The sequence below is a fragment of the Thioalkalivibrio sulfidiphilus genome (assembly GCF_000377945.1).
GTDB classification, from domain to species: Bacteria; Pseudomonadota; Gammaproteobacteria; order Ectothiorhodospirales; family Ectothiorhodospiraceae; genus Thioalkalivibrio_A; species Thioalkalivibrio_A sulfidiphilus_A.
Map to the genome: position 1 here is coordinate 71,024 of NZ_KB898923.1, position 25,103 is coordinate 96,126.

The following is a 25,103-nucleotide window of genomic DNA, read 5'->3' on the forward strand; positions in this document are numbered from 1 at the left end:
TGGCGGTGAATGTCAGCGCCGGGGTGACGGGTTCTCGCGCAGGCGCAGGGAGTTGACCACCACGATCAGCGAGGACAGCGACATGCCCAGGGCCGCCATCCAGGGGGTCAGCACACCGCTGGCCGCCACCGGCAGGGCAATGACATTGTAACCGATGGCCCAGCGGATGTTCTGGCGCACGATCTGCACCATGCGCCGGGACAGGCGGTGGGCGTTGGGCAGCTGGCCCAGGCGGTCGCCGTACAGGATCATGTCGGCGCTGGCCTGGGCCAGGTGCGTCCCCTCGGCCATGGCGATGGAGACGTGGGCCCGGGACAGGACGGGTGCGTCGTTGATGCCGTCCCCCACCATGGCCACCACCGCCCCGGGACGCGCCTGCAGTTCGGCCAGTGCCTGGAGTTTGTCCTCCGGCCTCAGGCCGCCCCGGGCCTGGTCGATGCCCAGGCCTGCGGCCACGTGGCGCACGGTGTCCGGATGATCCCCGGAGAACAGGTGCACACCGAGGCCCCGGGCCTTGAGGGCCGCCACGCACTCGGCGGCGTCCTCGCGCAGCCTGTCTTCCAGGACGAAGGCCGCCAGCGGACCCGACTCGCCGCCCAGCAGCACCAGGCTGCCGGTGGGATGTCTGCGCGCCAGCTCGGCGAGTGCCTGCGTGGGCCAGGATTGCGCGGGAGCGAGCGCCGCCACGAAGTCGGCGGCACCGATGCGATAACGCACCCCATCCACACGGCCCTCCATGCCCAGTCCCGGCGTGGAGCGCTGCTCGGTAAGCTGACCCGCCGGGGTCCCGGCGCGCTGGAACACCCGGGCCACCGGGTGTTCCGAGCCCTGTTCCAGCACCGCCGCCAGGGCCAGGCAGGCTGCCTCGCCACAGTCCCCCAGCACCAGGGTCTCCGCCCGCGCCAGACGGCCCTCGGTCAGCGTGCCGGTCTTGTCGAACACCACGTCGGTGGCCTCCGCCAGGGTCTCCAGGGCGTGGCCCCGTGTGACCAGTACACCCCGGCCCGTAAGGCTACCGGTGGCGGCCGTGAGGGCCACCGGGGTGGCCAGGGCCAGGGCGCAGGGACAGGTCACCACCAGCATGGCCACCATCACCCAGAAGGCCCGGGAGGGATCGATCCAGAACCACCACACCGCGCCCACGATGGCGGTCAGCAGCAGCACGGCGGCAACGAAATGCCCCGTGCCCCGCTCGGCCATGCGTGCCAGGCGCGGCTTTTCCGTCTGGGCCCGGTCCAGCAGGCGCTGGATGGCGGAGAGCAACGTGTCCGCGCCCACCTTGTCCACGCGCATGACCAGGGGGCTTTCCACGTTCACCGTGCCGCCGGTGAGTTCGTCGCCGCTCTGGCGCAGCCTGGGCAGGCTCTCGCCGGTGATCATGGCCTCGTTGACGCTGGAGCGTCCCTCCAGCACCGTGCCGTCGGCGGGCACGGTATCGCCCGGGCGAATCCGCACCCGGTCGCCGGGGGCCAGGTCCGCCACCGGCACCGGCACGTCGCCCTGATCGGTGATGCGGATGGCCATGGCGGGCAGCAGCTTGCCCAGGGCCTCGGTGGCCTGGCCGGCACGCTGGCGCGCGCCCATCTCCAGGTAGCGCCCGGTGAGCAGGAAGAACACGAACATGGTGACCGACTCGAAGTAGACCTCCCCCGAGGCGGTGATGGTTGCCCAGCCGCTGGCCAGGTAGGTGCTGCCGATGGCGAGCGCCACGGGCACGTCCATGCCCAGCTGGCGTTGGCGCAGGTCGCGCCAGGCGCTGGTGAAGAAGGTGCTCCCGGCGTAGAGCACCACCGGGGTGGCCACCAGGAAGGCCACCCAGCGGATGAACTGCATCATGCCCTCGTAGTCCGGCTCGTCACCGCCGATCCACAGGGCCACCGCCAGCATCATCACCTGCATCATGCCCAGACCCGCCACGGCGAGCCGGCGCAGGGCGGCGTTGCGCTCCCGCTGGTAGACCTCTTCCTGGCGGCCCGGGTCGAAGGGGTGGGCACGGTAGCCGATGTCGCGGATGGCCTTGAGGATGTCGCTCAGATGGATCTGCGAGTCGTCCCAGCGCAGGCGCGCCCGGTGGGTGGAATAGTTGACCGCGAACTCCAGCACCCCGGGCAGGGATTTCACGTGACGCTCGTTGAGCCACACGCAGGCGGCGCACACGATGCCCTCCAGGATCAGGGCCGCCTCGCGCACGTTGGCATCGTCCACGCGCACGAAGCTGCGCTGCAGCTCGGGACGGTCGTAGAGGGCCAGCTCGTCGCGCAGGGCGGCGGGCATGGCATCGGCGGGGCCGGCGGGGGTCTCGGTGCGGTGCAGGTAGTAGTCGCTCAGGCCGGCGTCGACGATGGCCTGGGCCACGGCCTGACAACCCGGGCAGCACATGGCCCGGGGCTGCTTGTGGATGGTCACCCCGTAATGGGCACCGGGAGGGATCGGCTGAGCGCAGTGGAAACAGGACGCCTCGGCGCCCTGACGGTCCGGCGTCAAGGCGTCAGGCGATGACGTGTCCTGTGCAGCGGGGTCTGCGCTCACCCTTCACGTACGGAGGTCATGCCGCGCTGCTCATGGACCTCATCGCCGCGCCGCACCCTGACAAACACCTCCCAGGCACCCGGCAGGGGCAGGGCCACGGCGCCCTGGAACACGCCGGGGGAGACGGACTGAAGCTCGAAGCCGGTATCGTCGCGGGCATCCGAGGGGCGTGCGAACATGCCGTACACCTGCACGTCGCTCAGGGGATGGCCGTCGCGGTCGGTGACCTTGACCTGGAAGGTGGCCGGCTGGCCGTGACGCGGGGCCTGCAGCCAGCCCTGGCTCACCTGCCAGCCCCGTTCCCGCTGCTCCAGCACGCGGTCCAGGTATTCGCTGTACTGGGTTTCCTTGCGGAAGTGGTCGTTGATCACCGTGCCAGGGAAGTGCGAGGTGACCTGCTGGGCGCCACCCCGGGGTTCGGGCAGCAGGGTGCCGACCAGGTGGCTGGGCATGCCGTTATTGGCCAGGTAGATGATGGTGGCGTCCACGCTGGCGATGACGAAGAAGAAGCCCACGATGGTGGCCGGCGCCCAGTGGAACCAGCGTCCGCCCTTGCGTCCGGAGCCGCGGCTCGCCTCCCACTGGGAGGTGATGATGCCCAGGCCATAGGGCACGATCACGAACAGGGCCAGCTGGATGGCGAACACATCCGCGCCGTCCCAGAAGATGATCTGCAGGGGCAGGAACACGCACAGCATGGCCACGATGACCACCAGGGTCGCCTGATAGGCGCGCAGCGTGGTCATGCGGTAGACGAGCACGTAGGCCAGGAACGAGGCCAGCACGCCAATGCTCAGTTTGATCAGCAGATGTTCCACGAAAACACCTCCTCTCGCGGATGGTTCAGCCGCTCAGCGACTGTAAAAATGGCTCGGCAGTTCCAGTACCGAAAGGTCTTCGTTGTCCAGCGGCACGACGCGGAACAGGATCTCACGCTGGTGCACACTGGGGTCGCTCACGTGATAGCGCACCCGCGCCAGCACCCGGGTGCTGTGTTCCGGGGTCAGATGCACCACGTCGATGCGCCCGGTGTCCAGCTCCGCCCCCTCAAGCCCGTGCAGCTCGATGCGCAGGGCCACGGTCTGCTGGGTCTTGTTGTTGATCTTGATCTCGTAGCTGTTCTGGATGGCGCCGTCCGAGAGCTGTACGAACAGCGGCTGACGCACCTGCGCCACGGAGGCATCCAGCTGCGGCTGGGTGAGGATGCTCCAGGCCAGCAGCACGACCATGATGGCCAGGGCCACACCGTAGCCAATGTTCTTCAGCTTCAGCAAGCGGGTGGGCTTGCCTTCCAGGGCATTCTCCGAGGTGTAGCGGATCAGCCCCCGGGGCCAGTTCATCTTGTCCATGATGGTGTCACAGGCGTCCACGCACAGGGCACAGTGGATGCACTGGTACTGAAGCCCGTTGCGTATGTCGATGCCGGTGGGGCAGACCTGCACGCAGTAGCCGCAGTCGATGCAGTCGCCGACGCCCTTGGCTTGGCGTTCTTCCCGGGTCTTGAGCCCGGCAGCCACCTTGGCACGCCCGGCACTGCCCTCGCCCCGCTTGTCGTCGTAGGAGACGATCAGGGTGTCCCGATCGAACATCACGCTCTGGAAGCGGGCATAGGGGCACATGTAAGTGCACACCTGTTCCCGCGCCAGTCCCGCCATCACGTAGGTGGTGACGGTGAGGAACACGGTCGTGGCGTAGGCCGGGAACGGCGCCTGACCTGTGAAGATCTCCTTGAACAGGGTCGGCGCATCGGCCCAGTACAGGGTGAAGGTCAGGCCCGTGGCGAAGGCCGTGAGCAGCCACAACGCATGGGTGGCGCCCAGCTTGAGGATCTTCTCGGCGCCCCAGGGCTGCTTGGACAGACGGATACGCGCCGGGCGCTCGCCCTGCACCAGCCGCTCGAACAGCATGTAGACATCGGTCCACAGGGTCTGGAAACAGAAGTACCCGCAGAACACCCGTCCCGCCAGGCCCGTGACCAGGAACAGCAGCATGGCGGCGATCATCAGGAAACCCGCCAGCCAGAAGATGTCCTGGGGGTAGACGATCAGGTCAAAGAGGTAGAAGCGGCGGCCGGGGATGTCGAACAGCACCGCTTGGGCGGCGCCGTAGTCCCGGTGCCAGCGCACCCAGGGGAGCAGGAAGTAGACCGCGTACGCGAGTGCCAGGATGCCCCATTTGAGCGTGCGGAAGCGACCCTTCACCGACCGCGGGTAGATCGCGATTCGGGCCTGGTAGTCTTGCTCGCGAGTGTCACTCATAGGATTGCCACAGGCGCGTTACAGAGGCGCAAAAACCCAGGGCCGGCCAGCCGGCCCCGGGTATTCAGACATCATGTCTGTGAGAATGTTGCTTACTGACCGCCGCCCAGCTGATGCACGTAGGCCGTCAGGACCTTGATCTCGATGGGCGAGAGACGGTCGGCGAAGGCCGGCATCTGGCGCTGAATGCCATTGCGCAGCACGCTCTTGACCAGTTCCACGCGGGCATCATGATCAGCCGCGTTGGGCACGTCGATGATCTGCCAGATGTTGTTGGTCAGGTTGGGGGCGCCCTGGGACGTGCGGCCCACACCACCGACGTTGTGGCACTGGAAGCAACCACCCTCGGCACCGTGGAAGATGCGGTCGCCACGGCCGATGGCATCGGCGTCACCGCCCTCGTAACCGGCGATGGACAGCACGTAGACGGCCACGTCGGTCATCTGGTCGGCGTTCAGGGTCTCGCGGTAGGAGGGCATGTAGCCGAGGCGGCCCTGAATCAGGGTCTCCTCGATGCGCTCCACGGTGCCGCCCCACAGCCAGTCGTCGTTGGCCAGGTTGGGATACAGACCCACGATGCCGGCGCCACCCACCTGGTGGCAGGCGGCGCAGAAGTCGCCGTAGATGCCGTGGGCGTAGGAGCGCACGAAGGCGAGCTTGTCGGCGTCGGTGAGGATCTCCTCGTAGCTGGCGGCAGCGATCTGCTCCAGGAACTCGCGCTGGCGCACGGCGGACGGACTGGACTGCATGTCGCGGACCAGCAGGGCGCGGGTGTTCCAGTGGGTCGTGCGCTCCTCGCCATCCACCTCGAAGGTGATGGTGTTGAAGCCCTTGGTGAAGGTGTTGCCCACGGGCCAGGCCGGATACATGAGCCAGTACACCACGGCGAACACCACGGTGGCGTAGAAGCCCCACAGCCACCAGCGCGGCAGCGGATTGTTGTATTCCTGCAGATCACCGTCCCAGGCATGACCCGTGGTCTGGACTGCGCCTTTCTTCTCGGTCGGCTTGCTCATCGCTTTTTCCCGTTATCGCTGTTCGCCGGTTCGTCGTCATCGTCCAATGGCATGAGACGATAGGACTCAAGGCGTTTGGATCGCTTCTTGCTGCCGAACAGGTAGATCAGGATGCCGATGTACAGACTGAAGAACAGCAGCAGGGCGACCACCTTGCTGTTGCTCATATCGGTAAACCAATACCACAAGTCCAGCAACGTTCTTTACCTCTAGGCCGATCGGGCGCGCGACATGTCGCGCGCCTGCGGATCAGCGGAATTGGACGAAGTAACCGTCATCGTACTGGGTGAAGTCCACCATGGTGCCAAGCACCTGCAGGTAGGCCACCAGAGCATCCATCTCCGTGATGCGAGAAGGGTTGCCGTCGTAGTTACCCGCCCGGGCCTGGGCGACCAGGTTTTCCTCGGCGCGGTTGATGTCCAGCCAGCGGGCGGTCTCCTCGCCGAAGCGTTCCACGTTGGCCTGGTACTCCTCGTCGTTGAGGGAGTACGGCACGCCCACCCTGCGCAGGGCGCGCAGACGGGCCTGGATGTCGGAGTACTTGAGATCGTTCTCGATCAGCCAGGGGTAGCCGGGCATGATGGATTCCGGCACCACGGAGCGCGGATCGATCAGGTGCTGTACCTGCCACTCGTTGGAATACTTGCCGCCCACGCGGGCCAGGTCCGGTCCGGTGCGCTTGGAACCCCACTGGAAGGGGTGGTCGAACTGGGACTCGGCCGCCAGGGAGTAGTGGCCGTAGCGCAGCATCTCATCGCGGAACGGGCGGATCATCTGCGAGTGGCAGGTGTAGCAGCCTTCACGCACGTAGATGTCACGACCACGCTGCTCCAGCGGGGTGTAGGGGCGCACGCCTTCCACATCTTCGATGGTGTCGTTGATGTAGAACAGCGGCACGATCTCCACCAGACCACCGACGCTGATCACCGCCAGCGTCAGGATGATCAGCAGGCCGGCATTGGTTTCAACGGTTTCATGCTTCATTGTCGTTAAACTCCTTCAATGCCGGATCAGGACGCGGCGCCGGCCATCTTGGCGGCGATCTTCGCTTCCGCACGTGCGGCCTCGCGGCGCGCGGCGGTGATGGTCATGAAAATGTTGTAGGCCATGATCACGATGCCGCTGACGAAGAACATGCCTCCGATCATGCGCACCACGTAGGGCTTGTGCAGGAAGACCACGGACTCGACGAAGGTGTAGGCCAGGTTGCCGTACTCGTCGAATGCCCGCAGCATCAGGCCCTGGCCGATACCGGCCACCCACATGGCGGTGATGTAGAGCACGATGCCGATGGTGGCCAGGAAGAAGTGCACGTACACCAGCTTCAGGCTGTACAGCTTGGTGTTCCACAGACGCGGGATCAGGTGGTACAGGGAGCCGAAGGAGATCATGGCCACCCAGCCCAGGGCGCCGGAATGCACGTGGCCCACGGTCCAGTCGGTGTAGTGGGACAGAGCATTGACGCTCTTCAGGGACATCATCGGACCCTCGAAGGTGGACATGCCGTAGAAGGACAGCGCGGTGATCAGGAACAGCATGATCGGGTCGGTGCGCAGCTTATCCCAAGCGCCGGACAGGGTCATGATGCCGTTGATCATGCCGCCCCAGGAGGGCAGCAGCAGCAGGATAGAGAAGGTGGCCGCCAGGGTGGAGACCCAGTCGGGCAGCGCGGTCCAGTGCAGGTGGTGCGCGCCCACCCACATGTACAGGAACACCAGCGCCCAGAAATGGATGATGGACAGGCGGTAGGAATAGATCGGACGGCCCGCCTGCTTGGGCACGAAGTAGTACATCATGCCCAGGAAGGCCGCGGTCAGGAAGAAGCCTACCGCGTTGTGGCCGTACCACCACTGGGTCATGGCGTCCTGCACGCCGGAGAACAGCGAGTAGGACTCCAGGCTGAACAGGCTCACGGGCACCTGCAGGTTGTTGAAGATGTGCAGCAGGGCGGTGGCCAGGATGAAGGCCATGTAGAACCAGTTGGCCACGTAGATGTGCGGCTGCGAGCGGCGCAGCAGGGTCTGCAGGAACACCCAGAAGTAGACCACCCAGGTGACGGCGATCAGGATGTCGATGGGCCACACGAACTCGGCGTACTCACGACCCTGGGTGTAACCCAGCATGTAGGTCACCACGCCCAGGGCGATGGAGATGTTCCAGCCCCAGAAGGTGAAGGTGGCCAGGGAGTCGCTGTAGAGGCGGGCCTGACAGGTGCGCTGCACCACGTAGTAGGAGGTGGCGAACAGGGCATTACCACCGAAGCCGAAGATCACCAGGGTGGTGTGCACCGGGCGGAAGCGCCCGAAGCTGATCTCGGCGATGTCGAAGTTCAGGAAAGGGAACGCCAGCTGGGCGGCGATGTAGGTGCCTACACTCATGCCCAGCACGCCCCAGATCAGGGCCATGATGGCGAATTTCTTGATGATTTCGTAGTTGTACTGCTCGGCTGAGGCAACGCCTGTAGCGGCGTGCGCGCCAGCCATGGTCGTGGAATGGGCCATATCTCTCACCTACCCTGATAGGGGTTTCAACTTCTGGGGCTGAAATCAGGGCGTGGAGAATACAGCAATTCTCCGGGAGTGGAAACTTAACCGGAGCGCCCTGCTCGGGTATCAAAAAATCCCCCGGACTCAGGCCATTAACATGATAAATAGAAGGAATAACCTTATCTATGACGCGGCCGTGCTGACCCGCGGTGAACGCAGCACGTAAATCAGCGCCAGGACAGAGAGTAGCAGCAAAGCGGCGCCCGCGTTATGGGCCACCGCCACCGGGAGCGGCAGGTAGAAGACGATGTTGGAAATGCCGAGACCGATCTGAGCCACCAGCAGCACCAGCACCGCCCCGGCCACAGCACGCACGGCACCCCGCGCCCGGGCCAGCAGCCAGAGCGCGAGGGCGCCGAGCACCAGCAACGTGGTCAATGCGCCGATGCGGTGGGTCAGGTGGATGGCGGTCCGCGCCGGCCCGTCGAGCACGCCGAATTCGTAGTCGATGCCGGTGCCGCGCCACAGGACGAATCCCTCACTGAAATCGGTGTTTTCCGGCCACCACTGCATCTGGCACTTGGGGAAGTCGGGGCAGGCCAGGGCCGCATAGTTGGTGCTGACCCAGCCGCCCAGGGTGATCTGCACCAGCAGCACCGCCAGGGCCACCAGCACCAGGGGGCCTGCCGCACGCGGCGCCGCGCCTTCGGGCGGACCGGCAGGACGGGTGGACAAGACCATCCACCACAGCAGCGCAAGCGTCGTGAACCCACCCAGCAGGTGAGCGGTCACGATGGCCGGCTTGAGTTGCAGGGTCACGGTCCACATGCCCAGGGCGGCCTGGAAAATCACCACGCCCAGCAGCACGAAGGGCAGGACCACCGGCTGGCCAGGCCGACGCCGACCGCGCCAGGCCAGCACGGCCATGAACAGCACCAACAGTCCCAGCATCCCCGCGGCGTAGCGGTGCACCATCTCCTTCCAGGCCTTGGCCACCTCCACGGGACGCTCGGGGAAGACCTCGTTGGCCCGCTCGATATGCGACGCCTGGGTGGGCGCCAGCAGGCGGCCATAGCATCCGGGCCAGTCGGGACAGCCAAGCCCCGCATCGGAGAGCCGCACCCAGGCACCGAGCACGATCACGATGAGGGTCAATACGAGGGAGATACACAGGGATTGACGGAACAGTCGCTCGGCGGTCATGGGCTACCCGTGTTCCAAACATCGTTGCGAGTCAGAAAACTGCTCATTAATCCGGCCAGCACAGCCGGCGAACGGCGCCGGAGGATGACCTGCCCGTGTAAAATAGCGCCGACTCCAGGGAAGTTGAAACATAAAGGGCCAGAAAACATGACAACGCCGGATTCGCACTACGGACCGCTGCCACTGCCCGCCAGCCGCCGCCTTGCCGCTGCTTGGCTCGGCCTCGGGGTGTGTGCCCTCGGCGTGGCCGGCATCTTTGCCATCCTGCTGGTGCTGGCACGGGCGCCCGGCACGTCGGCCCTGTTTCCCACCCAGGACTTTTTCCGCACCGCCCTGGTGGTGCACGTGGACCAGTCGGTCCTGATCTGGTTTCTGGCCTTCGCCGGCATGCTCTGGAGCCTGCATGCACGCCCCGGGCTGTTGCCCCTGCGCTGGCTGAGCCTGGCCCTCGCCGCCGGCGGTGCGGCGCTACTGGCCGCTTCGCCCTTCCTGGGTGCCGGCGATCCGTCCCTGAACAATTACGTGCCGGTGCTGCGTCACCCGGTGTTCCATGCCGCCCTGCTGCTGTTCGGCATCGGCATCGTGCTGCAGGTCCTGAGTTACGGTCTGCGCCACCACCCCGCGCGACTCTGGCCGGATCCGCTGCACATCGGCATCTACACCGCCGGCCTGGCCACCCTGGTCAGCGTCGGCTCGCTGATCTGGAGCGGTCTTTCCCTGGCGGACCTGCCGGGGCGCGGCCAGAGCGAGGCCTACTTCGAACTGCTGTTCTGGGGCGGCGGCCATATCCTGCAGTTCGCCTACACCCAGATCATGCTGGTGGCGTGGATCTGGATCGCCCGCCCGGCCGGCATCCGCATCCCGCTGGCGGACCGCTGGCTCAGCCTCATCCTGCTACTCGGCGTGCTGCCGTTGCTGGCCGCGCCGCTCATCCACCTGGCCTACCCGATCGCCTCGACGGAGTTTCGCAACGGCTTCACCGCCCTGATGCAGTACGGCAACAGCCTCGCCGCCGTGCCCATCGGGCTCCTGATCCTGTTCGGCCTGAGCGCCGGGCGCGCCTTCCGGGATCCGGCCATGACCGCACCCTACCGCGCCCTGCTCGCCTCCCTGCTGCTGTTCGCGGTGGGCGGGCTGCTGGGGGTTATGATCGGTGACGTAAACACCGTGATCACCGCCCACTACCATGGCTCCATCGTCGGCGTGACCCTGGCCCTCATGGGCCTTTCCTATCTGCTGCTGCCCCGCCTGGGCTGGGCACCCGCCACCGGGCGCATGGCCCGCATCCAGCCGGTGATCTACGCCACCGGGCAACTGCTGCACATCGGCGGGCTGGCGGTGTCCGGGATGATGGGCATCGAGCGCAAGACCGCAGGCAGTGAGCAGGGCCTGGACGGACTGACCCACTTCTTCATGGGCATCATGGGGCTGGGCGGCCTGCTCGCCGTGATCGGCGGCATCCTCTTCGTGCTGGTGATTGCCCGATCCTTCCTGGGAGGCGAGCGGTACTGAACGCCTCGACACAGGGCGGCGCAACGGATGCGCCGCCCTGTCATCAGGCCATCATCATGCGCACGTAGTGATCCACCAGCAACAGGGCGAACATGGCGGTCAGGTAGACAATCGAGTAGCCGAAGGTGGGCATGGCGTAGCGGTCATCGGAGCTGCGCCACAAGCGGTAGGCATGAAACACGAACCCGATACCCAGCGCCAGGGCACCGACCAGATAGATCAAGCCGGTCATGTGAATGATGAAGGGCACCAGTGACACGGTCAGCAGCATCAGGGTGTAGAGCAGCACCTGGAGCTTGGTGAACGCCACGCCGTGGGTGACCGGCAGCATGGGGATGCCGGCCCGTGCATAATCTTCCCGGCGCCGGATGGCCAGGGCCCAGAAATGGGGTGGCGTCCAGACGAAGATCAGCAGCACCAGCAGCAACGGCTCCACCGTGATCTGGCCGGTGACCGCGACCCAGCCCAGCAGGGGCGGCAACGCGCCCGCCAGACCACCCCAGACGATGTTCTGGGGCGTGGTACGTTTGAGGAACACGGTGTAGATCACCGCGTAGCCGATCAGCGCAAAGAAGGTCAGCACCGCGGTCAGCACATTGACGGCGAGCACCAGGATCCCCATGGCCACCACGCCCATGGCAATGGCAAAGACCAGGGCCTTCTGGGTCTCCAGCTGCCCGGTGGGTAGCGGGCGGTTGCGGGTCCTGTCCATCACCGCATCGATGCGCCGGTCGATGACGTGATTCAGGGCCGCGCCCGAGGCCGCGGCCAGGCCGATGCCCAGCAGACCAAACAGCATGATGTGCCAGGGCACCATGCCGGGCACGGACAGCAGCATCCCCACCAGGGCTGTGAACAGGATGAGCGCGACCACCTTGGGCTTGCCCAGCTCGTAGTAGCGGCGCCAGGACCCTGCGTGAGACTTGGACAGCGTCAGATCAGCGATGGCCATAACCAGCTCCCTTTACCCAGTTTCTTGATGCCTTGAGAAGAAATTCCATGTCCCTGAGGACGTGTTTCGCCGGGGCGTCCTCTGCATACGTCATCATCAGGTTGCCCATGGGGTCCATGATGAGCATGCGACTGTCCGCGGAATCCGGCCCTGGCAGCTGCGCCTGCAGGGACTGCAATGCCTCGGGGCCGATCAGCGCCACGTGCATGCCCGGGAATGCTTGCGCGATCGCATCCACCGACTCCCCCTGGGGCACGATGAGCAGGCGTTCCACCACGTAACGCCCCTCCCCTACGGCGAGACGGATCTGGCGCATGTCCACCAGCTGTCCGCGGCAGGCGTCTGCGCAGCCCGAGACGCCAAGGGTCACCAGGGACCACTTGCCATGCAGCTGGGCGGGATCGAAGGCTGCGCCATCGGCCTGGCGCAGGGCGAGGCGTTCGTCGAGGGCAACCACCGGCTCGATCAGCTCACCCAGGTTCTTCCGCCCCGTGGGCAACTGGTCGGGGTTGAGATAAAACCACCACGCCGCCATCACCGGCAGTGAAAAAATGACCAGCAGGATCCACAAGGGCATCATCCTGCGCCAGCCCGGGGTCTGCGCCACAGAGGCCTGATCGGCCTGCACTGCATTCATGGAGCCTCCTTCATCACGGCTTTGGCGCTCAGACTCAGGCGCAGGTAGATGACCATCACGATCAGGGCGAAGGCAAACCACTGGATCGCGTAACCGATATGCATACCCACCTTGGGCTCTTCACGGGGCCAATCACGGACAAACCCATGGGGTGCACCACGCTCAAGCAGCAGCAGCATGGGCACGACCGGCGAGTCCACCGTGGCACGGAACAGTTCCACGGTCATGTAGGGCCAGCGGCTGCCCCAGCCCCTGGCGGCTTCCGGTCCTGCATGCAGGGTGATCGCCGGCGGTGAAGGCTCATAGACCATCCCGGTGACCGTCACCTCACCCTCCGGCACTGCCGCCTCGGGAAGACCGCCTCCGGGCGGTGCCTCGACCCAACCCCGATTGACCAGCAGCAGCGCATCGCTGCCCGTGAGCCGCAACGGCGTGATCACGTGAAAACCGGTGCGGCTGCCGTACCTGCGGTTTTCAATGAAAAACTGCCTGTCCGCATCAAAAACTCCCAGGGCCTGCGCATGGCGATAACGCAGTTCCTCGGGATCGACCTGAGCATACACAAGACTGACGGGCGGAAGTGCGTTGCGCTCATCCATGGTGCGCGCCAGCTCACGCTTGAATTCAGCGCGCTCCAACTGCCAGACACCGAGGCTCGAAAACAACGTGACCAGTATCAGCATGATGAGTGTAGGAAGCGGGCGAATTCTGAATACATACTTACCCGCTGTCATGGAATTGCTATAGTTGCGTGAATCAAGTTGATGACTCGCTGCCGCCAAGGGCCATGATCATGAAAATTGTCGTCGTACTGTTCCTGGCCTTCATCGTGTTTTCCCTGTTCCAAGGTATGTATTACCTGGCCAAGGATGGCGGGGAGCGAGACAAGACCCGCGTCGTGCGTGCGCTGACCTGGCGCATCGGACTGTCCCTCGCACTGTTTGCCCTGCTGCTGCTGGGCTATGCCACGGGACTCCTCCAGCCCACCGGGCTTCGATAAACCCGCCCCACCCGCACACTCGGGATGGCCAATGGTTGTGTCCATTGGCCATCCCGAGCGCTTACAGCCAGTAGACGAACACGAACAGCGCCAGCCACACCACGTCCACGAAGTGCCAGTACCAGGCCGCCGCCTCGAAGGCGAAGTGGTTATGGGGCGAGAAGTGTCCCTTGATGGCACGACCCAGCACCGCCAGCAGCATGATGGCGCCGACGATCACGTGGAAACCGTGGAAGCCCGTGAGCATGAAGAAGGTGGATCCGTAGATGCCCTGCTCCAGGGTGAGGTTCAGGTCGCGGTAGGCATGGATGTATTCGTAGGCCTGGAAGCCGACGAAGATGAGACCCAGCACGACCGTGGCAATCAGGCCCCAGATCAGTTGCTTCTGGTCGTTCTTCTTCAGCGCCCAGTGTGCCCAGGTCAGGGTAGCACCGGATGACAGCAGGATCGCGGTGTTGAGCGCCGGGATACCCCAGGCGCCCATGGCCTCGAACTCACCGGCTGTGGGTTGCGGCCCAGCGGTGGGCCAGACCGCCTCGAAGCCGCTGTAGAGCAGATGGTGCGTCATGGCCAGATAGCCCTCGCCACCCAGCCATGGCAGCGCGATGGTGCGCAGATAGAACAGGGCGCCGAAGAAGCTCAGGAAGAAGAACACTTCCGAAGCGATAAACCAGAACATGCCCTGGCGGAAGGACCGGCTGACCTGTGCATTGTAGACATTGGACAGGTTCTCCCTGACCACGTCGCTGAACCATCCGTAGAACATCACGGCCAGCAGGATGAAGCCGCCGAAAAATATCCAGGCACCGAGGCCGACCGCGTTGATCCACAGGGCGAGGCCGAAGACCATGAGCAGTGCCGAGATCATTGCGACGATCGGCCATGGGCTGGACTCGGGTACGTAGTAGTGGTCTTGTCCGTGCTGTGCGCTGGCCATGCTTTACCTCATTTGTAATGTTTTTTATTGAAATGCCTTAGCCCGAAGTGAACGGAGTTCGCCGCCACTCAACCATCCAGGTGCATGAAGTTGTAAGACAGGGTCAGCGAGGTCACCCCGTCTGGCAATGCCGGCGACACCACGAAACGCAATGGCATCTCCCTTCTCTCCCCGCCGTCGAGGGTCTGCTTCACGAAGCAGAAGCATTCCGTTTTGTTGAAGAAATCATTGGCCTGCCACGGGATGACTGTGGGCAGTGCCTGGCCCGTGACCTTGGCCGAAGAGCGATTACTGGCCACGAACATCACCTCGTGGATCTCACCCGGTCTCACACGCAGGCTGCGCTCGTTCGACTCCAGTGCCCAGGGCAGGCTCGGGTGCACGGTGGTATCGAAACGCACCGTCACCCAGCGGTCCTGCACCTCACCCAGCGGGTCGACCCTGGCCTGGACGTTGAGCGCTCGCTGCTGATCGGCGGACTGGATGCCCACCACCTGGCAGTACAGGTTGTACAGGGGCACCAGGGCAAAACCGAAACCGAACATCCCGATGGTCAGGGCGCCCAGCCAGAGCACCATGCGGCCGCTGGCCTTGCGCACATCCGGATCCCTTTCCATACCGATCACCTCACTCCCGTGGCCAGCTCAAAGAGCCCGACCCAGAAGGGCACCGCCGTAATGAACATCAGGATCACGATCACCAGCACCCACAGGGCAAGCTTGACGTTCTTGCGTCTGAGCTCAGGCGGGTACTCGGGTCTGCTCATCATGATTTGCCTCTCTTTCTCAGGGCGAAGGCGGCGCTGCCGCCTTCGCTGTCAGGATCAGGCCGTCTTGATGGTCGGTGGTGTAGTCCAGGTGTGATGGGGCGGCGGAGACTCCACTTCCCATTCCAGACCCTGGGCGCTCTCCCAGGCCCGGGCCTTGGCCTTCTCGCCGCCCCGCACCGTCTTGATGATGATGTACAGGAACAGCAGATGGCTGATGCCGAAGAAGAAGGCACCCACGGACGAGATCATGTTGAACTCCGTGAACATCACGTTGTAGTCCACGATGCGCCGCGGCATACCCGCCAGGCCGATGAAATGCTGCGGGAAGAAGGTGATGTTGAAGCTCACCACATGCAGCCAGAAGAAGGTCTTGGCCAGCTTCTCGTCGTACATGTGCCCGGTCCACTTGGGCAGCCAGTAGAACACGCCGGCAAACAGACCCCAGACGGCACCCGGTAGCAGCACGTAGTGGAAGTGCGCCACCACGAACATGGAGTCGTGGTACTGCATGTCGGCGGGCACCACTGCGAGCATCACGCCCGTCAGCCCACCGAAGGAGAACATGAGTATGATGGCCACGGTAAATAGCATGGGCGTTTCGAAGGTCATGGCGCCACGCCACATGGTCATCATGTAGTTGAAGATGATCAGCCCCACCGGGATCGAGATCAGAATGGTCATGATCATGAAGTACTTCACGGCGGCCAGTGACATGCCGACGGTGTACTGGTGATGCGCCCAGACGATCATGCCCAGGGCCGCAATGGCGATCATGGCACCTACGAGGGAATGATGGCCGAACAGCGGCTTGCGGGAGAAGGTAGGCAGGATGGAGGCCAGCACACCCAGGGAGGGCAGGATCAGGATGTACACCTCGGGATGACCGAAAAACCAGAACAGGTGCTGGAACAGCACCGGGTCACCACCGCCGGCCGCGATGAAGAAGCTGGTGCCGAAGTGTCGGTCGAACAGCAGCATGGTCACGCCGGCCGCCAGCACGGGCACCACCAGGATCAGCAGGAAGGCGGTAACCAGCCAGGCCCACACGAAGATGGGCAGCTGCATCATGCGCAGGCCCGGGGCGCGCATGTTGAAGATGGTGACGATGATGTTGATGGACGCCAGCACCGACGATACACCCAGCAGGTGGATGGCGAAGATGAGGAAGTCCATGGACATGCCCACCTGCAGGGACAGGGGTGGGTACAGCGTCCAGCCGGTGTTGATCTGGGTGCCGCCGCCGGGGAAGAACGGCACGACGAACGACAGGATCAGCATCAGGGCCGCCGCGGGGAGGATCCAGAAGCTCAGGTTGTTCATGCGCGGCAGGGCCATGTCCGGCGCGCCGATCATGAGGGGGATCATCCAGTTGGCCAGACCCGCAGCCGCCGGCATCACCGCGCCGAAGATCATGATCAGGGCGTGGTTGGTGACCAGGTTGTTGTACAGGTCGGGCTGCACCAGCTGCAGACCCGGCATGAACAGCTCGGCACGGATCACCATGGCACTGGCGCCGCCCAGGAACAGCATGATCAGGGCGAACACCAGGTACATGGTCCCGATGTCCTTGTGGTTGGTAGAGAACAGCCAGCGCTTCAGGCCGCTCGGCGGGCCGTGATGCTCATGATCGGCGTGGGCATGTGTGGCAGTCGTCATGTCTTTATTCTCCTGGCAGACTCAATCAGCGCGCGGCATTCACGTCGGAGGGCTGGACCACGTCACCGGTGTCGTTACCCCAGGCATTGCGCTGGTAGGTGATGATGGACGCGATCTCCAGATCGTTCAGGGAATTCCAGGCAGCCATGGCGGTGCCCGGGACGCCCTTGAGGACGACCTCCATGTGGCGGGGGATGGGACCCGTTGCCACGGCACTGCCCCGGATGGCCGGGAAGGCCGGCGGCATGCCGGAACCATCCACCTGATGACAGGCGGCACACATGGTGTTGTAGAGCCGCTCCCCTCGGGCCATCAGCTCGTCCTTGTCCCATTCACGCTCGGCGGTCGCCTCGGCCAGCGCAGCCAGCTTGACCTGCTTCTGTTCCTCGATCCAGGCATCGAAACGCTCCTGGGAGACGCCTTCCACCACGATGGGCATGCGCGCATGCCAGGTGCCGCAGAGCTCTGCGCACTGGCCGCGGAACACGCCTTCACGGGTGAGGTTCACCCAGGTCTCGGTGACATAGCCCGGAATGGCGTCCTTCTTCACGGCCAGTTCGGGCACCCAGAAGGCGTGCAGCACGTCACTGGCTGTGTGCAGAAAACGCACCCGCTGGTGGGTCGGCAGCACCAGCCGGTTGTCCACTTCACGCAGGTAGTGGATGCCCGCCTCTTCCTTGGGCACGAAGCGGCTCTCGATCTTCACGTCGTGATCCAGGTAGACGAACTCCCAGTACCACTGGTGACCGATCACCTTCACGTCCAGGAGCGGCTGATCCTGGGGCACCACCCAGACACGCTCGAGGGTCTTCTGGGCCGCGCCGGCAATGGTCAGGTCCACCCCGAGCACCATCACGGGCACGAAGACCCAGGACCAGCGACCGAACCAGGTTTCATGGAAATGCTGGTCGGCGGGATAGCCCCGGGACTTGCGGTGAACGATCAGGGAGTAGATCACCACGGCAAAGATGATCACCAGCAAGATCGTGGCGATACCCATGGTGAGCATGTGAATGTCATAGATCTCCTGCGCCGTGGTGGAAGCCGGCGGGGGGAAGTTGACCCCCCAACGCTGCACCTCGTCCGCGGCCGCAGTGGCACCGAAACCGGTGACAGCCAGGGCAGCGGCAAGAAGGGACCCGGATCGTGATCGCTTGGTGGCCAACATGAGGCTCCTCGTCCTGCTTAGTTATTATTCAAGGCTGGTCTTCGTGCTCGCGGCGGCTCCGGATGACACCGGTCTCCACCGCACGAAGGACTCCCCCATTTCCATCAACACCCGACCGGCCGCACAAGGCGCGGCCGTTCGATACTTCATCTGACGACCACAGGCCCATAGATGGCGGAGCGCAGGGCGCTTGCCAGGCCGCGCCGCTCGTCTTCCCGCAGGCAACTGCCCACCTCGACCCAGACATCGCGGGCCGCCAGGAACAGTCGACTGGGATGTCCTCGCCAGGGCGAGGGCCTGAGCACCACCCTGGAGTCCTCCCGGGGCAGGCGCGTGGAACGCTCAAAGCGCCTGCCGACCACCGACACGGTGACCGCCCGGGCCGTGATATCGATGATTTCCGTGATCAGTCCGCGCCGATAGAGACTCAGCACCGCCAGGATGATCACCAGGAGTTCCAGACCCGCAAACGGCGCGACCACCCAGTAGCCGGCACTGACGAACACCGCCGCAATGATCCCGAGTGCCAGCGCCACCACGGCAATGAACAGGAGATTGCCACCCAGACTCAGGGAGCGATTGGGGCGAATCACGAAACGACGTTCGCTGGCTTCGCTTTCAGGAGTGACGACTCGCATCAGATCATGAGCCTCGCGTACAGCAGCCCTTTTATAGTTCTTATGTTTCGGGAATCTAGAGGTAATCCGGGCGGCATTAAAATCAATATTTTTAATGCTGCTTATAATGAAAAACCTCGAGACCAGCCCTTTTTCTTATTTTCCAAGGCTTCCAGCCCTTAGAAACCAATTTAATTCTTATAGCACCTATTTGTTTTTTTTCAGGGATGACATCCCAAAACGGATAGAAATTGAACAAATCAGCGCTGGCGCAGGCCGTGAATGCCTGCCCACAGAGGGACAGAGCGAGGTTTGCTCACAGGAAAAACGGGGCGGCAGTCCGCCCCGTCGCCCGATCAGGATTCGGGCGTGATGGGAATGAAACGCTCGGGGCGGCCGGCCGGCCCCGCCACAGGGACATTCGGCGCCCAGGCATGGCCGTAGACGACCTCGTAGCTGGCCGGCAGACTGCCGTCGTCCCGGCGAAAGACCTCGTAGGCGGCTTCCAGCGCCCGCAGCCGGGAACGGGGCGTGAGTCCGCGGGGACGGCCAGCATTGGCGTTGCTGGCGCCGATGGCACGCAGGTCATGCATCAGCTGGCCCAGGTCGGCGTAGGTGACCGTCATCATCTCCATGTCCATCACCGGGTCCGCGAACCCGGCACGCACCAGGGCGTCGCCGATGTCATGCATGTCCAGGAAACGATTGACGTGGGTACCCTCGGGGTCCACCCGGCGCCAGGCCTCGCGCAGCTCCCGCAGGGTGTCGGGGCCGAAGGTGCTGAACTGGAACAGCCCGCCGGGGGCGAGCACCCGCCGCACGCCGGCGAAGGTGCGGTCCAGGTCATCGCACCATTGCAGCGCGAGACTGGACACGACCAGGCCGAAGACCCCGTCGGCGAAGGGCAGGCGCTCCGCGTCGCCGGCCACCCACACCGGGCGGCGCCACCAGCCGGCAGCGCGGCGCGCCTGGCGCAGCATGCCCTCGGACAAATCCAGCCCGCACACCAGAGACCGCTTGTAGCGGTCGCGCAGGCCCCGGGCAGCGCGCCCTGTGCCCGTGCCGATGTCCAGAACCCGGGCGGGGGACAGCCTCACCAGATCCAGGCGTTCCAGCAGGCGGTCACAGACCTCGTGCTGCAGCACGGCCGTGCGATCATACCCGCTGGCTGCCCGCTCGAAGGTGGCCCGCACCCGGCGCTTGTCGAGGCGGTAGGGCTCGTCAACCGCCATCGCACCACTCCAGCAGGCGATCCCCCACTTCCGGCACATGGGTCAGCAGGGGTGCATGCCCCGCCCCGCGCAGCACATGCACCGACATGTCCGGCCGCAGCCGCTGCAGGTCCGGGACCACGGCCGCCGGCACCAGGGTATCCAGATCGCCGAACAGGCCAAACACCGGCACCCTGAGTCCGGCGAGCTCGGCACGCAGATCCGTGTCCCGCAGGATCTCGAGCCCTTCCGCCAGGGCCCCCGGCGCGGGCGGCATGGCCAGGCAGCGGGCCTTCAGGGTTCGCAGGGCCTCGCCGCGACCGGGCGCGCCGAGAAACTGCAGGGCGAGAAACCGGGCCAGGGTGGACGAAAAGTCGCCCGCCAGGTCCCGGGCGAAGTCCGCCAGCACCCCGGGATCCATGGCATGGGGCCAGTCGGGGGCGCGCACGAAACGGGGGGTGGCGGCCAGCAGCACCAGGGAAGAGACCTTGTCGGGATGACGCCGCGCCAGGCTCAGGGCCACCAGCCCGCCCAGTGACCAACCCACCACACAGACACGTGCGTCCAGCCCCGCGGCCAGCTGATCCACCGCGGCCTCGAGGCTCCCGAAGCGGCCTTCACCGGCCCGGGCGCCATGCCCAGGCAGGTCCGGGGCGAGCACCCGGGCACGCCCGGCCAGGGCGCCGGCCAGATCCTGCCAGACCGAACCGTTGAGCCCCCAGCCATGGAGGCACAACAGGGTCGGCGGCATGCCCGCGGCGGATTCCCGGCTCACGGATTGCCGCCCCGCCCAACTCGGGTATCATGCCCAGTCCTGTTGTCCACAGCTTCAATCCACATCGTTCAAATTCTTAATAAGGGATCTGTCTCATGTTGCTGGCCTCAGCCCTGGTCCTCGGCGCCTACCTGCTGGGCTCGGTGTCCACCGCCATCCTGGTCTGCCGCCTGGCTGGCCTGCCGGACCCCCGCAGCCAGGGCTCCGGCAATCCCGGCGCCACCAATGTGCTGCGCACCGGGCGCAAGGGGGCGGCCATCATCACCCTGCTGGGGGATCTGCTCAAGGGGCTGGTGCCGGTGCTCGTCGCCCACGCGCTGGGGCTCGAACCGGCCTGGATCGCCGCCGTGGCCCTGGCCGCCTTCCTGGGGCATCTCTTTCCCGTCTACCACGGCTTCCGGGGTGGCAAGGGTGTGGCCACGGCGCTGGGCGTGATCCTGGGCATCCAGGCCTGGGTCGGGCTCGCCGCCCTGGCCACCTGGCTCATCGTGGCCGCCATCAGCCGGATCTCATCCCTGTCCGCCCTGACCGCCGCCACCCTGACGCCGGTGTACATGTATCTGCTCACCGGCGAGCGCTGGTACGAGGCCGCCGGCGTAGTCCTCGCCGGGTTCATCTACTGGCGCCACCGCGCCAACATCCGCCGCCTGCTGCGCGGCGAGGAACCCAAAATTGGGAAAGGCTGAAGGCGGAAGGATGAGGGATGAATGAAGTCATCGACACCTCTTACCCCTTACCCCTTCCTCCTCACCCTTGAGCCAGGTTCCACCGGGCGCGCGCCCGGATGGTCAGGTCCTCGCCCGCACCCGCCTGGAAACGCATCAACCCCGCCAGGGCAATCATGGCGCCGTTGTCGGTGCAGAACTCGAATGGCGGGTAATGCACGCTGGCACCCTCGGCGCCCACCGCCGCCCTGAGCCTTTCCCGCAGGCGCCGGTTGGCGCCCACGCCGCCGGCCACCACCAGGCGCTCGGCCCCGGTCTCCTGCACCGCTCGCAGGCACTTGATCACCAGGGTATCCACCACCGCCTCCTCGAAGGCCCGCGCCACGTCGGCCCGATCCTGCTCGGTGCGCGCCTCGCGGAGGGTGGTCAGGGCCCGGGTCTTGAGCCCGGAGAAACTGAAGTCCAGGCCCGGGCGGTCGGTCATGGGGCGGGGAAAGCTGAAACGCGCCGGATCACCCTGTTCCGCCAGGGCCGCCAGGGCCGGGCCGCCGGGGTAGCCCAGCCCGAGCAACTTGGCGGTCTTGTCGAAGGCCTCGCCGGCGGCGTCGTCCAGGCTCTCGCCCAGGATCCGGTAACGCCCCACCCCCTGCACGTCCACCAGCATGGTATGCCCGCCGGAGACCAGCAGGGCCAGGAAGGGAAATTCGGGCGGTTCATCGCCCAGCAGGGGCGCAAGCAGGTGCCCCTCCATGTGGTGCACGCCCACGGCGGGCAGGCCCCAGGCCCAGGCGAGACTGCGCGCCACCCCGGCACCCACCAGCAGCGCGCCCAGCAGGCCGGGGCCCGAGGTATAGGCGATGCCGGTGAGATCCGGGGCGGCGGTGTCCGCCTCGTCCAGGGCCTGGCGCACCAGGGGCAGCAGCTTGCGGATATGGTCCCGGGAGGCCAGTTCCGGCACGACGCCGCCGTATTCCGCATGCAGGGCCACCTGGCTGTAGAGGGCGTGGGACAGCAGCCCGTGCTCGGCATCGATCACCGCCACGCCGGTCTCATCACAGGAGGTCTCAATACCCAGGATGCGCATTCAGGGGTCCAGATTCTGAAGAAAATCAAGAAGATGACAAGCAGATCGGGGCAAGGCGGCCCGACCCATCCCGGGCGACACACATCAAGCCAGTCGCCGCAGGTGAACGGCCGGTCATTATAGACATGCGAACCCCGAAAAATCCTGTTCACGCCGGGCACGACGGTCCCTCACCCGACGCGCACGGAAACTTTGGCATTTCCCGGATGAATCCTTATAATGCGCGATTCTCTGTCCCCGGATACCGGGGCGTTGAACGTTTAACCCTGACAGGATGATCTGATGCCTCACGTACGCGTCAAAGAAAATGAACCCTTCGAGGTGGCCCTGCGCCGCTTCAAGCGCACCTGCGAAAAGGCCGGTGTGCTGACCGAAGTCCGTCGTCGCGAGTTCTACGAAAAGCCCACCGAGATCCGCAAGCGCAAGGCCGCTGCCGCCGTCAAGCGCCAGGCCAAGCGCGTGTCCAAGGAAGTGGCTCGCCGCGAGCGCCTGTACTAAGTCTCGACTGACTGACTCGGGGTTCGCCTTGACGCGGACCCGCCCGGAGAGCCCGGACCATGTCCACCGACAGCCCGCTGAAGGCCCGCATCACCGAGGACATGAAGTCGGCCATGCGCGCCGGCGACAAGTCACGGCTGGGTACCATTCGCCTGATGCTCGCCGCCGTGAAGCAGGTGGAAGTGGATACCCGCGCATCCCTGGACGACACCCAGGTGCTGGCCGTGCTCGACAAGATGGTCAAGCAGCGCCGGGAATCCATCGAGCAGTACCGGGGCGCGGGCCGGGACGACCTGGCTGACGTAGAGGTGCGGGAACTGGAGGTCATCCAGTCCTATCTGCCCGAACCCCTCTCCGAGGGCGAGATCACGGCGATGATCGACGCGGCCATCAGCGAGACCGGCGCCAGCTCCGTGCGCGACATGGGCCAGGTCATGGGCTTGATCAAGCCCCGGATCCAGGGCCGCGCCGACATGGCGGCGGTCAGTGCCCAGGTAAAGGCCCGCCTCGCCTGACCCGCCCGGCAACCCCAGCGCCCCTGGGGTTGCACACCGCCAACCGGCGCATTCATGCTTGATGTGATTGACAGGCACCCGCGGTGCGCGACGGTGCCTAAACGTGCGACACGGCTTACAGGTATCCGTCATGGCCAACCCGATGCAGTTCCTCGAAATCCCCCGCCAGGACCCGAAGAAGACCCCGGCGCAGGTGCGCATCCATGAATTCAAGGAGATCTACGGGCAGTTTGACCCGGAGACCGCCAAGCACCAGTCCGGCCGCTGCCTGGCCTGCGGCAACCCCTACTGCGAGTGGAAGTGCCCGGTCCACAACTACATCCCCAACTGGCTCAAGCTGGTGGCCGAAGGCAACCTGTTCGAGGCCGCGGAGATGTCCCACAAGACCAACTCCCTGCCGGAGATCTGCGGCCGCGTCTGCCCCCAGGATCGCCTGTGCGAGGGCGCCTGCACCCTCAATGACGGCTTCGGCGCCGTCACCATCGGCTCCATCGAGAAGTACATCACCGACGAGGCCCTCAAGGCCGGCTGGCGCCCGGACCTCTCCGGCGTGGTGGCCACCGGCAAGCGCGTGGCCATCGTCGGTGCGGGCCCGGCGGGCCTGGGTTGCGCCGATGTGCTCACCCGCAACGGCGTGGAGGCGGTGGTGTTCGACCGCTACCCGGAGATCGGCGGCCTGCTCACCTTCGGCATCCCCCCCTTCAAGCTGGAAAAGGACGTGGTCAAGACCCGCCGCCAGCTGATGGAGGAGATGGGCGTGAAGTTCCGGCTCAACACCGAGATCGGCCGTGACGTCCCCTTCCAGCAGCTGCTGGACGAGTACGATGCCGTGTTCCTGGGCATGGGCACCTACACCTACATGAAGGGCGGCTTCCCCGGCGAGGACCTGCCCGGCGTGCACGAGGCCCTGCCCTTCCTGATCTCCAACATCAACCGGGAGATGGGCTTCGAGCGCTCCGCCGACGACTTCATCGACATGAAGGACCAGCGGGTGGTGGTGCTGGGCGGTGGCGACACCGCCATGGACTGCAACCGCACCTCCGTGCGCCAGGGAGCCGCGAAAGTCACCTGCGCCTACCGCCGCGACGAGGAAAACATGCCCGGTTCCCGCCGCGAGGTGGTCAATGCCAAGGAAGAGGGCGTGCAGTTCCTGTGGAACCGCCAGCCGGTGGAGATCGTCGGCAACGGCCGCGTGGAAGGGGTCAAGGTGGTCACCACCCAGCTGGGCGCGCCCGACGAGCGTGGCCGCCGCCGCCCCGAGCCGGTGCCCGGCTCCGAGGAAGTGATCCCCGCCGACCGGGTGATCATCGCCTTCGGCTTCCGCCCGAGCCCCTCCCCCTGGTTCGCCGAGTTCGGCATCACCCTGGACGAGGGTGGCCGGGTGCGCGCCCCCGCCGACGGCAAGCATGCCTTCCAGACCGCCAATCCCAAGGTGTTCGCCGGCGGCGACATGGTGCGCGGCTCCGACCTGGTGGTTACCGCGGTGTTCGAGGGGCGCCAGGCCGCGGAAGGCATCCTGGATTACCTTGGCGTGTAAAGCAGTGGCAAGTGGCAAGTGGCTAGTTGCATGGCAAAACCACTTCCTTGCCCTCCCGAATATCCGGGGTCACAAGGC

Annotated in this window: 26 protein-coding genes; 6 read left to right on the plus strand and 20 right to left on the minus strand. The window is 65.3% G+C overall.

Annotation, left to right across the window (positions count from 1 at the left end):
• Positions 1-12: 12 nt before the first annotated feature.
• From D580_RS0101835 to D580_RS0101870, 8 genes are all read right to left on the minus strand, one after another.
• Complete coding sequence (locus tag D580_RS0101835; RefSeq protein WP_026289608.1) at positions 13-2,484, minus strand: heavy metal translocating P-type ATPase; 2,472 nt, start codon at positions 2,482-2,484, stop codon at positions 13-15.
• A 41-nt stretch (positions 2,485-2,525) separates the two neighbouring features.
• Entirely contained in the window at positions 2,526-3,347 is an 822-nt protein-coding gene (locus D580_RS0101840; protein ID WP_018952736.1) for a FixH family protein, read from the minus strand.
• A gap of 33 nt (positions 3,348-3,380) precedes the next feature.
• On the minus strand, positions 3,381-4,787 hold the full coding sequence (ccoG, locus tag D580_RS0101845) for a cytochrome c oxidase accessory protein CcoG (protein ID WP_018952737.1): 1,407 nt from the start codon (positions 4,785-4,787) through the stop codon (positions 3,381-3,383).
• Between the two features lie 92 nt (positions 4,788-4,879).
• Positions 4,880-5,803, minus strand: a complete 924-nt coding sequence (gene ccoP, locus D580_RS0101850) for a cytochrome-c oxidase, cbb3-type subunit III (protein ID WP_018952738.1) — start codon at positions 5,801-5,803, stop codon at positions 4,880-4,882.
• Positions 5,800-6,000, minus strand: coding sequence for a cbb3-type cytochrome oxidase subunit 3 (locus D580_RS0101855; RefSeq protein WP_012639531.1), 201 nt, complete (start codon positions 5,998-6,000; stop codon positions 5,800-5,802). Before D580_RS0101855 ends, ccoP begins: the two co-directional genes overlap by 4 nt.
• Before the next feature lie 52 nt (positions 6,001-6,052).
• Complete coding sequence (gene ccoO, locus D580_RS0101860) at positions 6,053-6,787, minus strand: cytochrome-c oxidase, cbb3-type subunit II (protein WP_018952740.1); 735 nt, start codon at positions 6,785-6,787, stop codon at positions 6,053-6,055.
• Between the two features lie 26 nt (positions 6,788-6,813).
• Complete coding sequence (gene ccoN / locus D580_RS0101865; RefSeq protein ID WP_018952741.1) at positions 6,814-8,304, minus strand: cytochrome-c oxidase, cbb3-type subunit I; 1,491 nt, start codon at positions 8,302-8,304, stop codon at positions 6,814-6,816.
• A gap of 168 nt (positions 8,305-8,472) precedes the next feature.
• The gene (locus D580_RS0101870; RefSeq protein ID WP_018952742.1) at positions 8,473-9,492 is read right to left on the minus strand and encodes a COX15/CtaA family protein; all 1,020 of its coding nucleotides are present in this window, start codon (positions 9,490-9,492) and stop codon (positions 8,473-8,475) included.
• Between the two features lie 147 nt (positions 9,493-9,639).
• On the opposite strand from D580_RS0101870, the gene D580_RS0101875 reads away from it, so the two are divergent.
• On the plus strand, positions 9,640-11,004 hold the full coding sequence (locus D580_RS0101875; RefSeq protein WP_026289609.1) for a cbb3-type cytochrome c oxidase subunit I: 1,365 nt from the start codon (positions 9,640-9,642) through the stop codon (positions 11,002-11,004).
• Between the two features lie 43 nt (positions 11,005-11,047).
• On the opposite strand, the gene cyoE is transcribed toward D580_RS0101875, so the two are convergent.
• The 3 genes from cyoE to D580_RS0101890 are packed head-to-tail and all read right to left on the minus strand — an operon-like array spanning position 11,048 to position 13,276.
• Positions 11,048-11,950 carry a heme o synthase gene (gene cyoE, locus D580_RS0101880; protein WP_419581637.1) on the minus strand — a complete coding sequence of 301 codons (903 nt, stop codon included), beginning with the start codon at positions 11,948-11,950 and terminating at the stop codon, positions 11,048-11,050.
• Positions 11,943-12,593 (minus strand): SCO family protein, encoded by a 651-nt coding sequence (locus D580_RS0101885; RefSeq protein WP_018952745.1) that lies wholly within the window; start codon positions 12,591-12,593, stop codon positions 11,943-11,945. The genes cyoE and D580_RS0101885 overlap by 8 nt, the downstream gene beginning before the upstream one ends.
• The gene (locus D580_RS0101890; protein ID WP_231363477.1) at positions 12,590-13,276 is read right to left on the minus strand and encodes an SURF1 family protein; all 687 of its coding nucleotides are present in this window, start codon (positions 13,274-13,276) and stop codon (positions 12,590-12,592) included. Before D580_RS0101890 ends, D580_RS0101885 begins: the two co-directional genes overlap by 4 nt.
• Positions 13,277-13,386: 110 nt before the next feature.
• Here D580_RS0101890 and D580_RS0101895 point away from each other — a divergent pair, with 110 nt between their 5' ends.
• Positions 13,387-13,593: a twin transmembrane helix small protein gene (locus D580_RS0101895; protein WP_155999646.1), complete on the plus strand. Its 207-nt coding sequence runs from the start codon at positions 13,387-13,389 to the stop codon at positions 13,591-13,593.
• A gap of 61 nt (positions 13,594-13,654) precedes the next feature.
• Here the strand turns inward: D580_RS0101895 and D580_RS0101900 are convergent, their stop codons facing one another.
• From D580_RS0101900 to bioH, 8 genes are all read right to left on the minus strand, one after another.
• Positions 13,655-14,530, minus strand: a complete 876-nt coding sequence (locus D580_RS0101900) for a cytochrome c oxidase subunit 3 (RefSeq protein WP_026289610.1) — start codon at positions 14,528-14,530, stop codon at positions 13,655-13,657.
• Positions 14,531-14,598: 68 nt separating this feature from the next.
• Positions 14,599-15,147, minus strand: coding sequence for a cytochrome c oxidase assembly protein (locus D580_RS0101905; protein WP_018952749.1), 549 nt, complete (start codon positions 15,145-15,147; stop codon positions 14,599-14,601).
• 5 nt (positions 15,148-15,152) lie between these two features.
• Positions 15,153-15,299, minus strand: coding sequence for a hypothetical protein (locus D580_RS16655; RefSeq protein ID WP_018952750.1), 147 nt, complete (start codon positions 15,297-15,299; stop codon positions 15,153-15,155).
• A gap of 54 nt (positions 15,300-15,353) precedes the next feature.
• Positions 15,354-16,955 carry a cytochrome c oxidase subunit I gene (locus tag D580_RS0101915; protein WP_018952751.1) on the minus strand — a complete coding sequence of 534 codons (1,602 nt, stop codon included), beginning with the start codon at positions 16,953-16,955 and terminating at the stop codon, positions 15,354-15,356.
• A 25-nt stretch (positions 16,956-16,980) separates the two neighbouring features.
• Positions 16,981-18,123, minus strand: coding sequence for a cytochrome c oxidase subunit II (gene coxB, locus D580_RS0101920; protein WP_018952752.1), 1,143 nt, complete (start codon positions 18,121-18,123; stop codon positions 16,981-16,983).
• A 146-nt stretch (positions 18,124-18,269) separates the two neighbouring features.
• Positions 18,270-18,761, minus strand: coding sequence for a DUF2244 domain-containing protein (locus D580_RS0101930; RefSeq protein ID WP_026289611.1), 492 nt, complete (start codon positions 18,759-18,761; stop codon positions 18,270-18,272).
• A 335-nt stretch (positions 18,762-19,096) separates the two neighbouring features.
• Positions 19,097-19,972 (minus strand): malonyl-ACP O-methyltransferase BioC, encoded by an 876-nt coding sequence (bioC, locus tag D580_RS0101935; protein ID WP_018952755.1) that lies wholly within the window; start codon positions 19,970-19,972, stop codon positions 19,097-19,099.
• A complete protein-coding gene (gene bioH, locus D580_RS0101940) occupies positions 19,962-20,726 on the minus strand; it encodes a pimeloyl-ACP methyl ester esterase BioH (RefSeq protein ID WP_018952756.1) in 765 nt (254 codons plus the stop codon). The genes bioC and bioH overlap by 11 nt, the downstream gene beginning before the upstream one ends.
• A 95-nt stretch (positions 20,727-20,821) precedes the next feature.
• Here bioH and plsY point away from each other — a divergent pair, with 95 nt between their 5' ends.
• Positions 20,822-21,412: a glycerol-3-phosphate 1-O-acyltransferase PlsY gene (gene plsY, locus D580_RS0101945; RefSeq protein WP_018952757.1), complete on the plus strand. Its 591-nt coding sequence runs from the start codon at positions 20,822-20,824 to the stop codon at positions 21,410-21,412.
• A gap of 61 nt (positions 21,413-21,473) precedes the next feature.
• On the opposite strand, the gene tsaD is transcribed toward plsY, so the two are convergent.
• Positions 21,474-22,475, minus strand: a complete 1,002-nt coding sequence (gene tsaD / locus D580_RS0101950) for a tRNA (adenosine(37)-N6)-threonylcarbamoyltransferase complex transferase subunit TsaD (protein WP_018952758.1) — start codon at positions 22,473-22,475, stop codon at positions 21,474-21,476.
• A gap of 282 nt (positions 22,476-22,757) precedes the next feature.
• On the opposite strand from tsaD, the gene rpsU reads away from it, so the two are divergent.
• From rpsU to D580_RS0101965, 3 genes are all read left to right on the plus strand, one after another.
• Positions 22,758-22,973 carry a 30S ribosomal protein S21 gene (rpsU, locus tag D580_RS0101955; protein ID WP_012639550.1) on the plus strand — a complete coding sequence of 72 codons (216 nt, stop codon included), beginning with the start codon at positions 22,758-22,760 and terminating at the stop codon, positions 22,971-22,973.
• A 59-nt stretch (positions 22,974-23,032) separates the two neighbouring features.
• Complete coding sequence (locus D580_RS0101960) at positions 23,033-23,488, plus strand: GatB/YqeY domain-containing protein (protein WP_018952759.1); 456 nt, start codon at positions 23,033-23,035, stop codon at positions 23,486-23,488.
• Positions 23,489-23,618: 130 nt separating this feature from the next.
• A complete protein-coding gene (locus D580_RS0101965) occupies positions 23,619-25,025 on the plus strand; it encodes an FAD-dependent oxidoreductase (RefSeq protein ID WP_018952760.1) in 1,407 nt (468 codons plus the stop codon).
• The last annotated feature ends 78 nt before the right edge of the window (positions 25,026-25,103 follow it).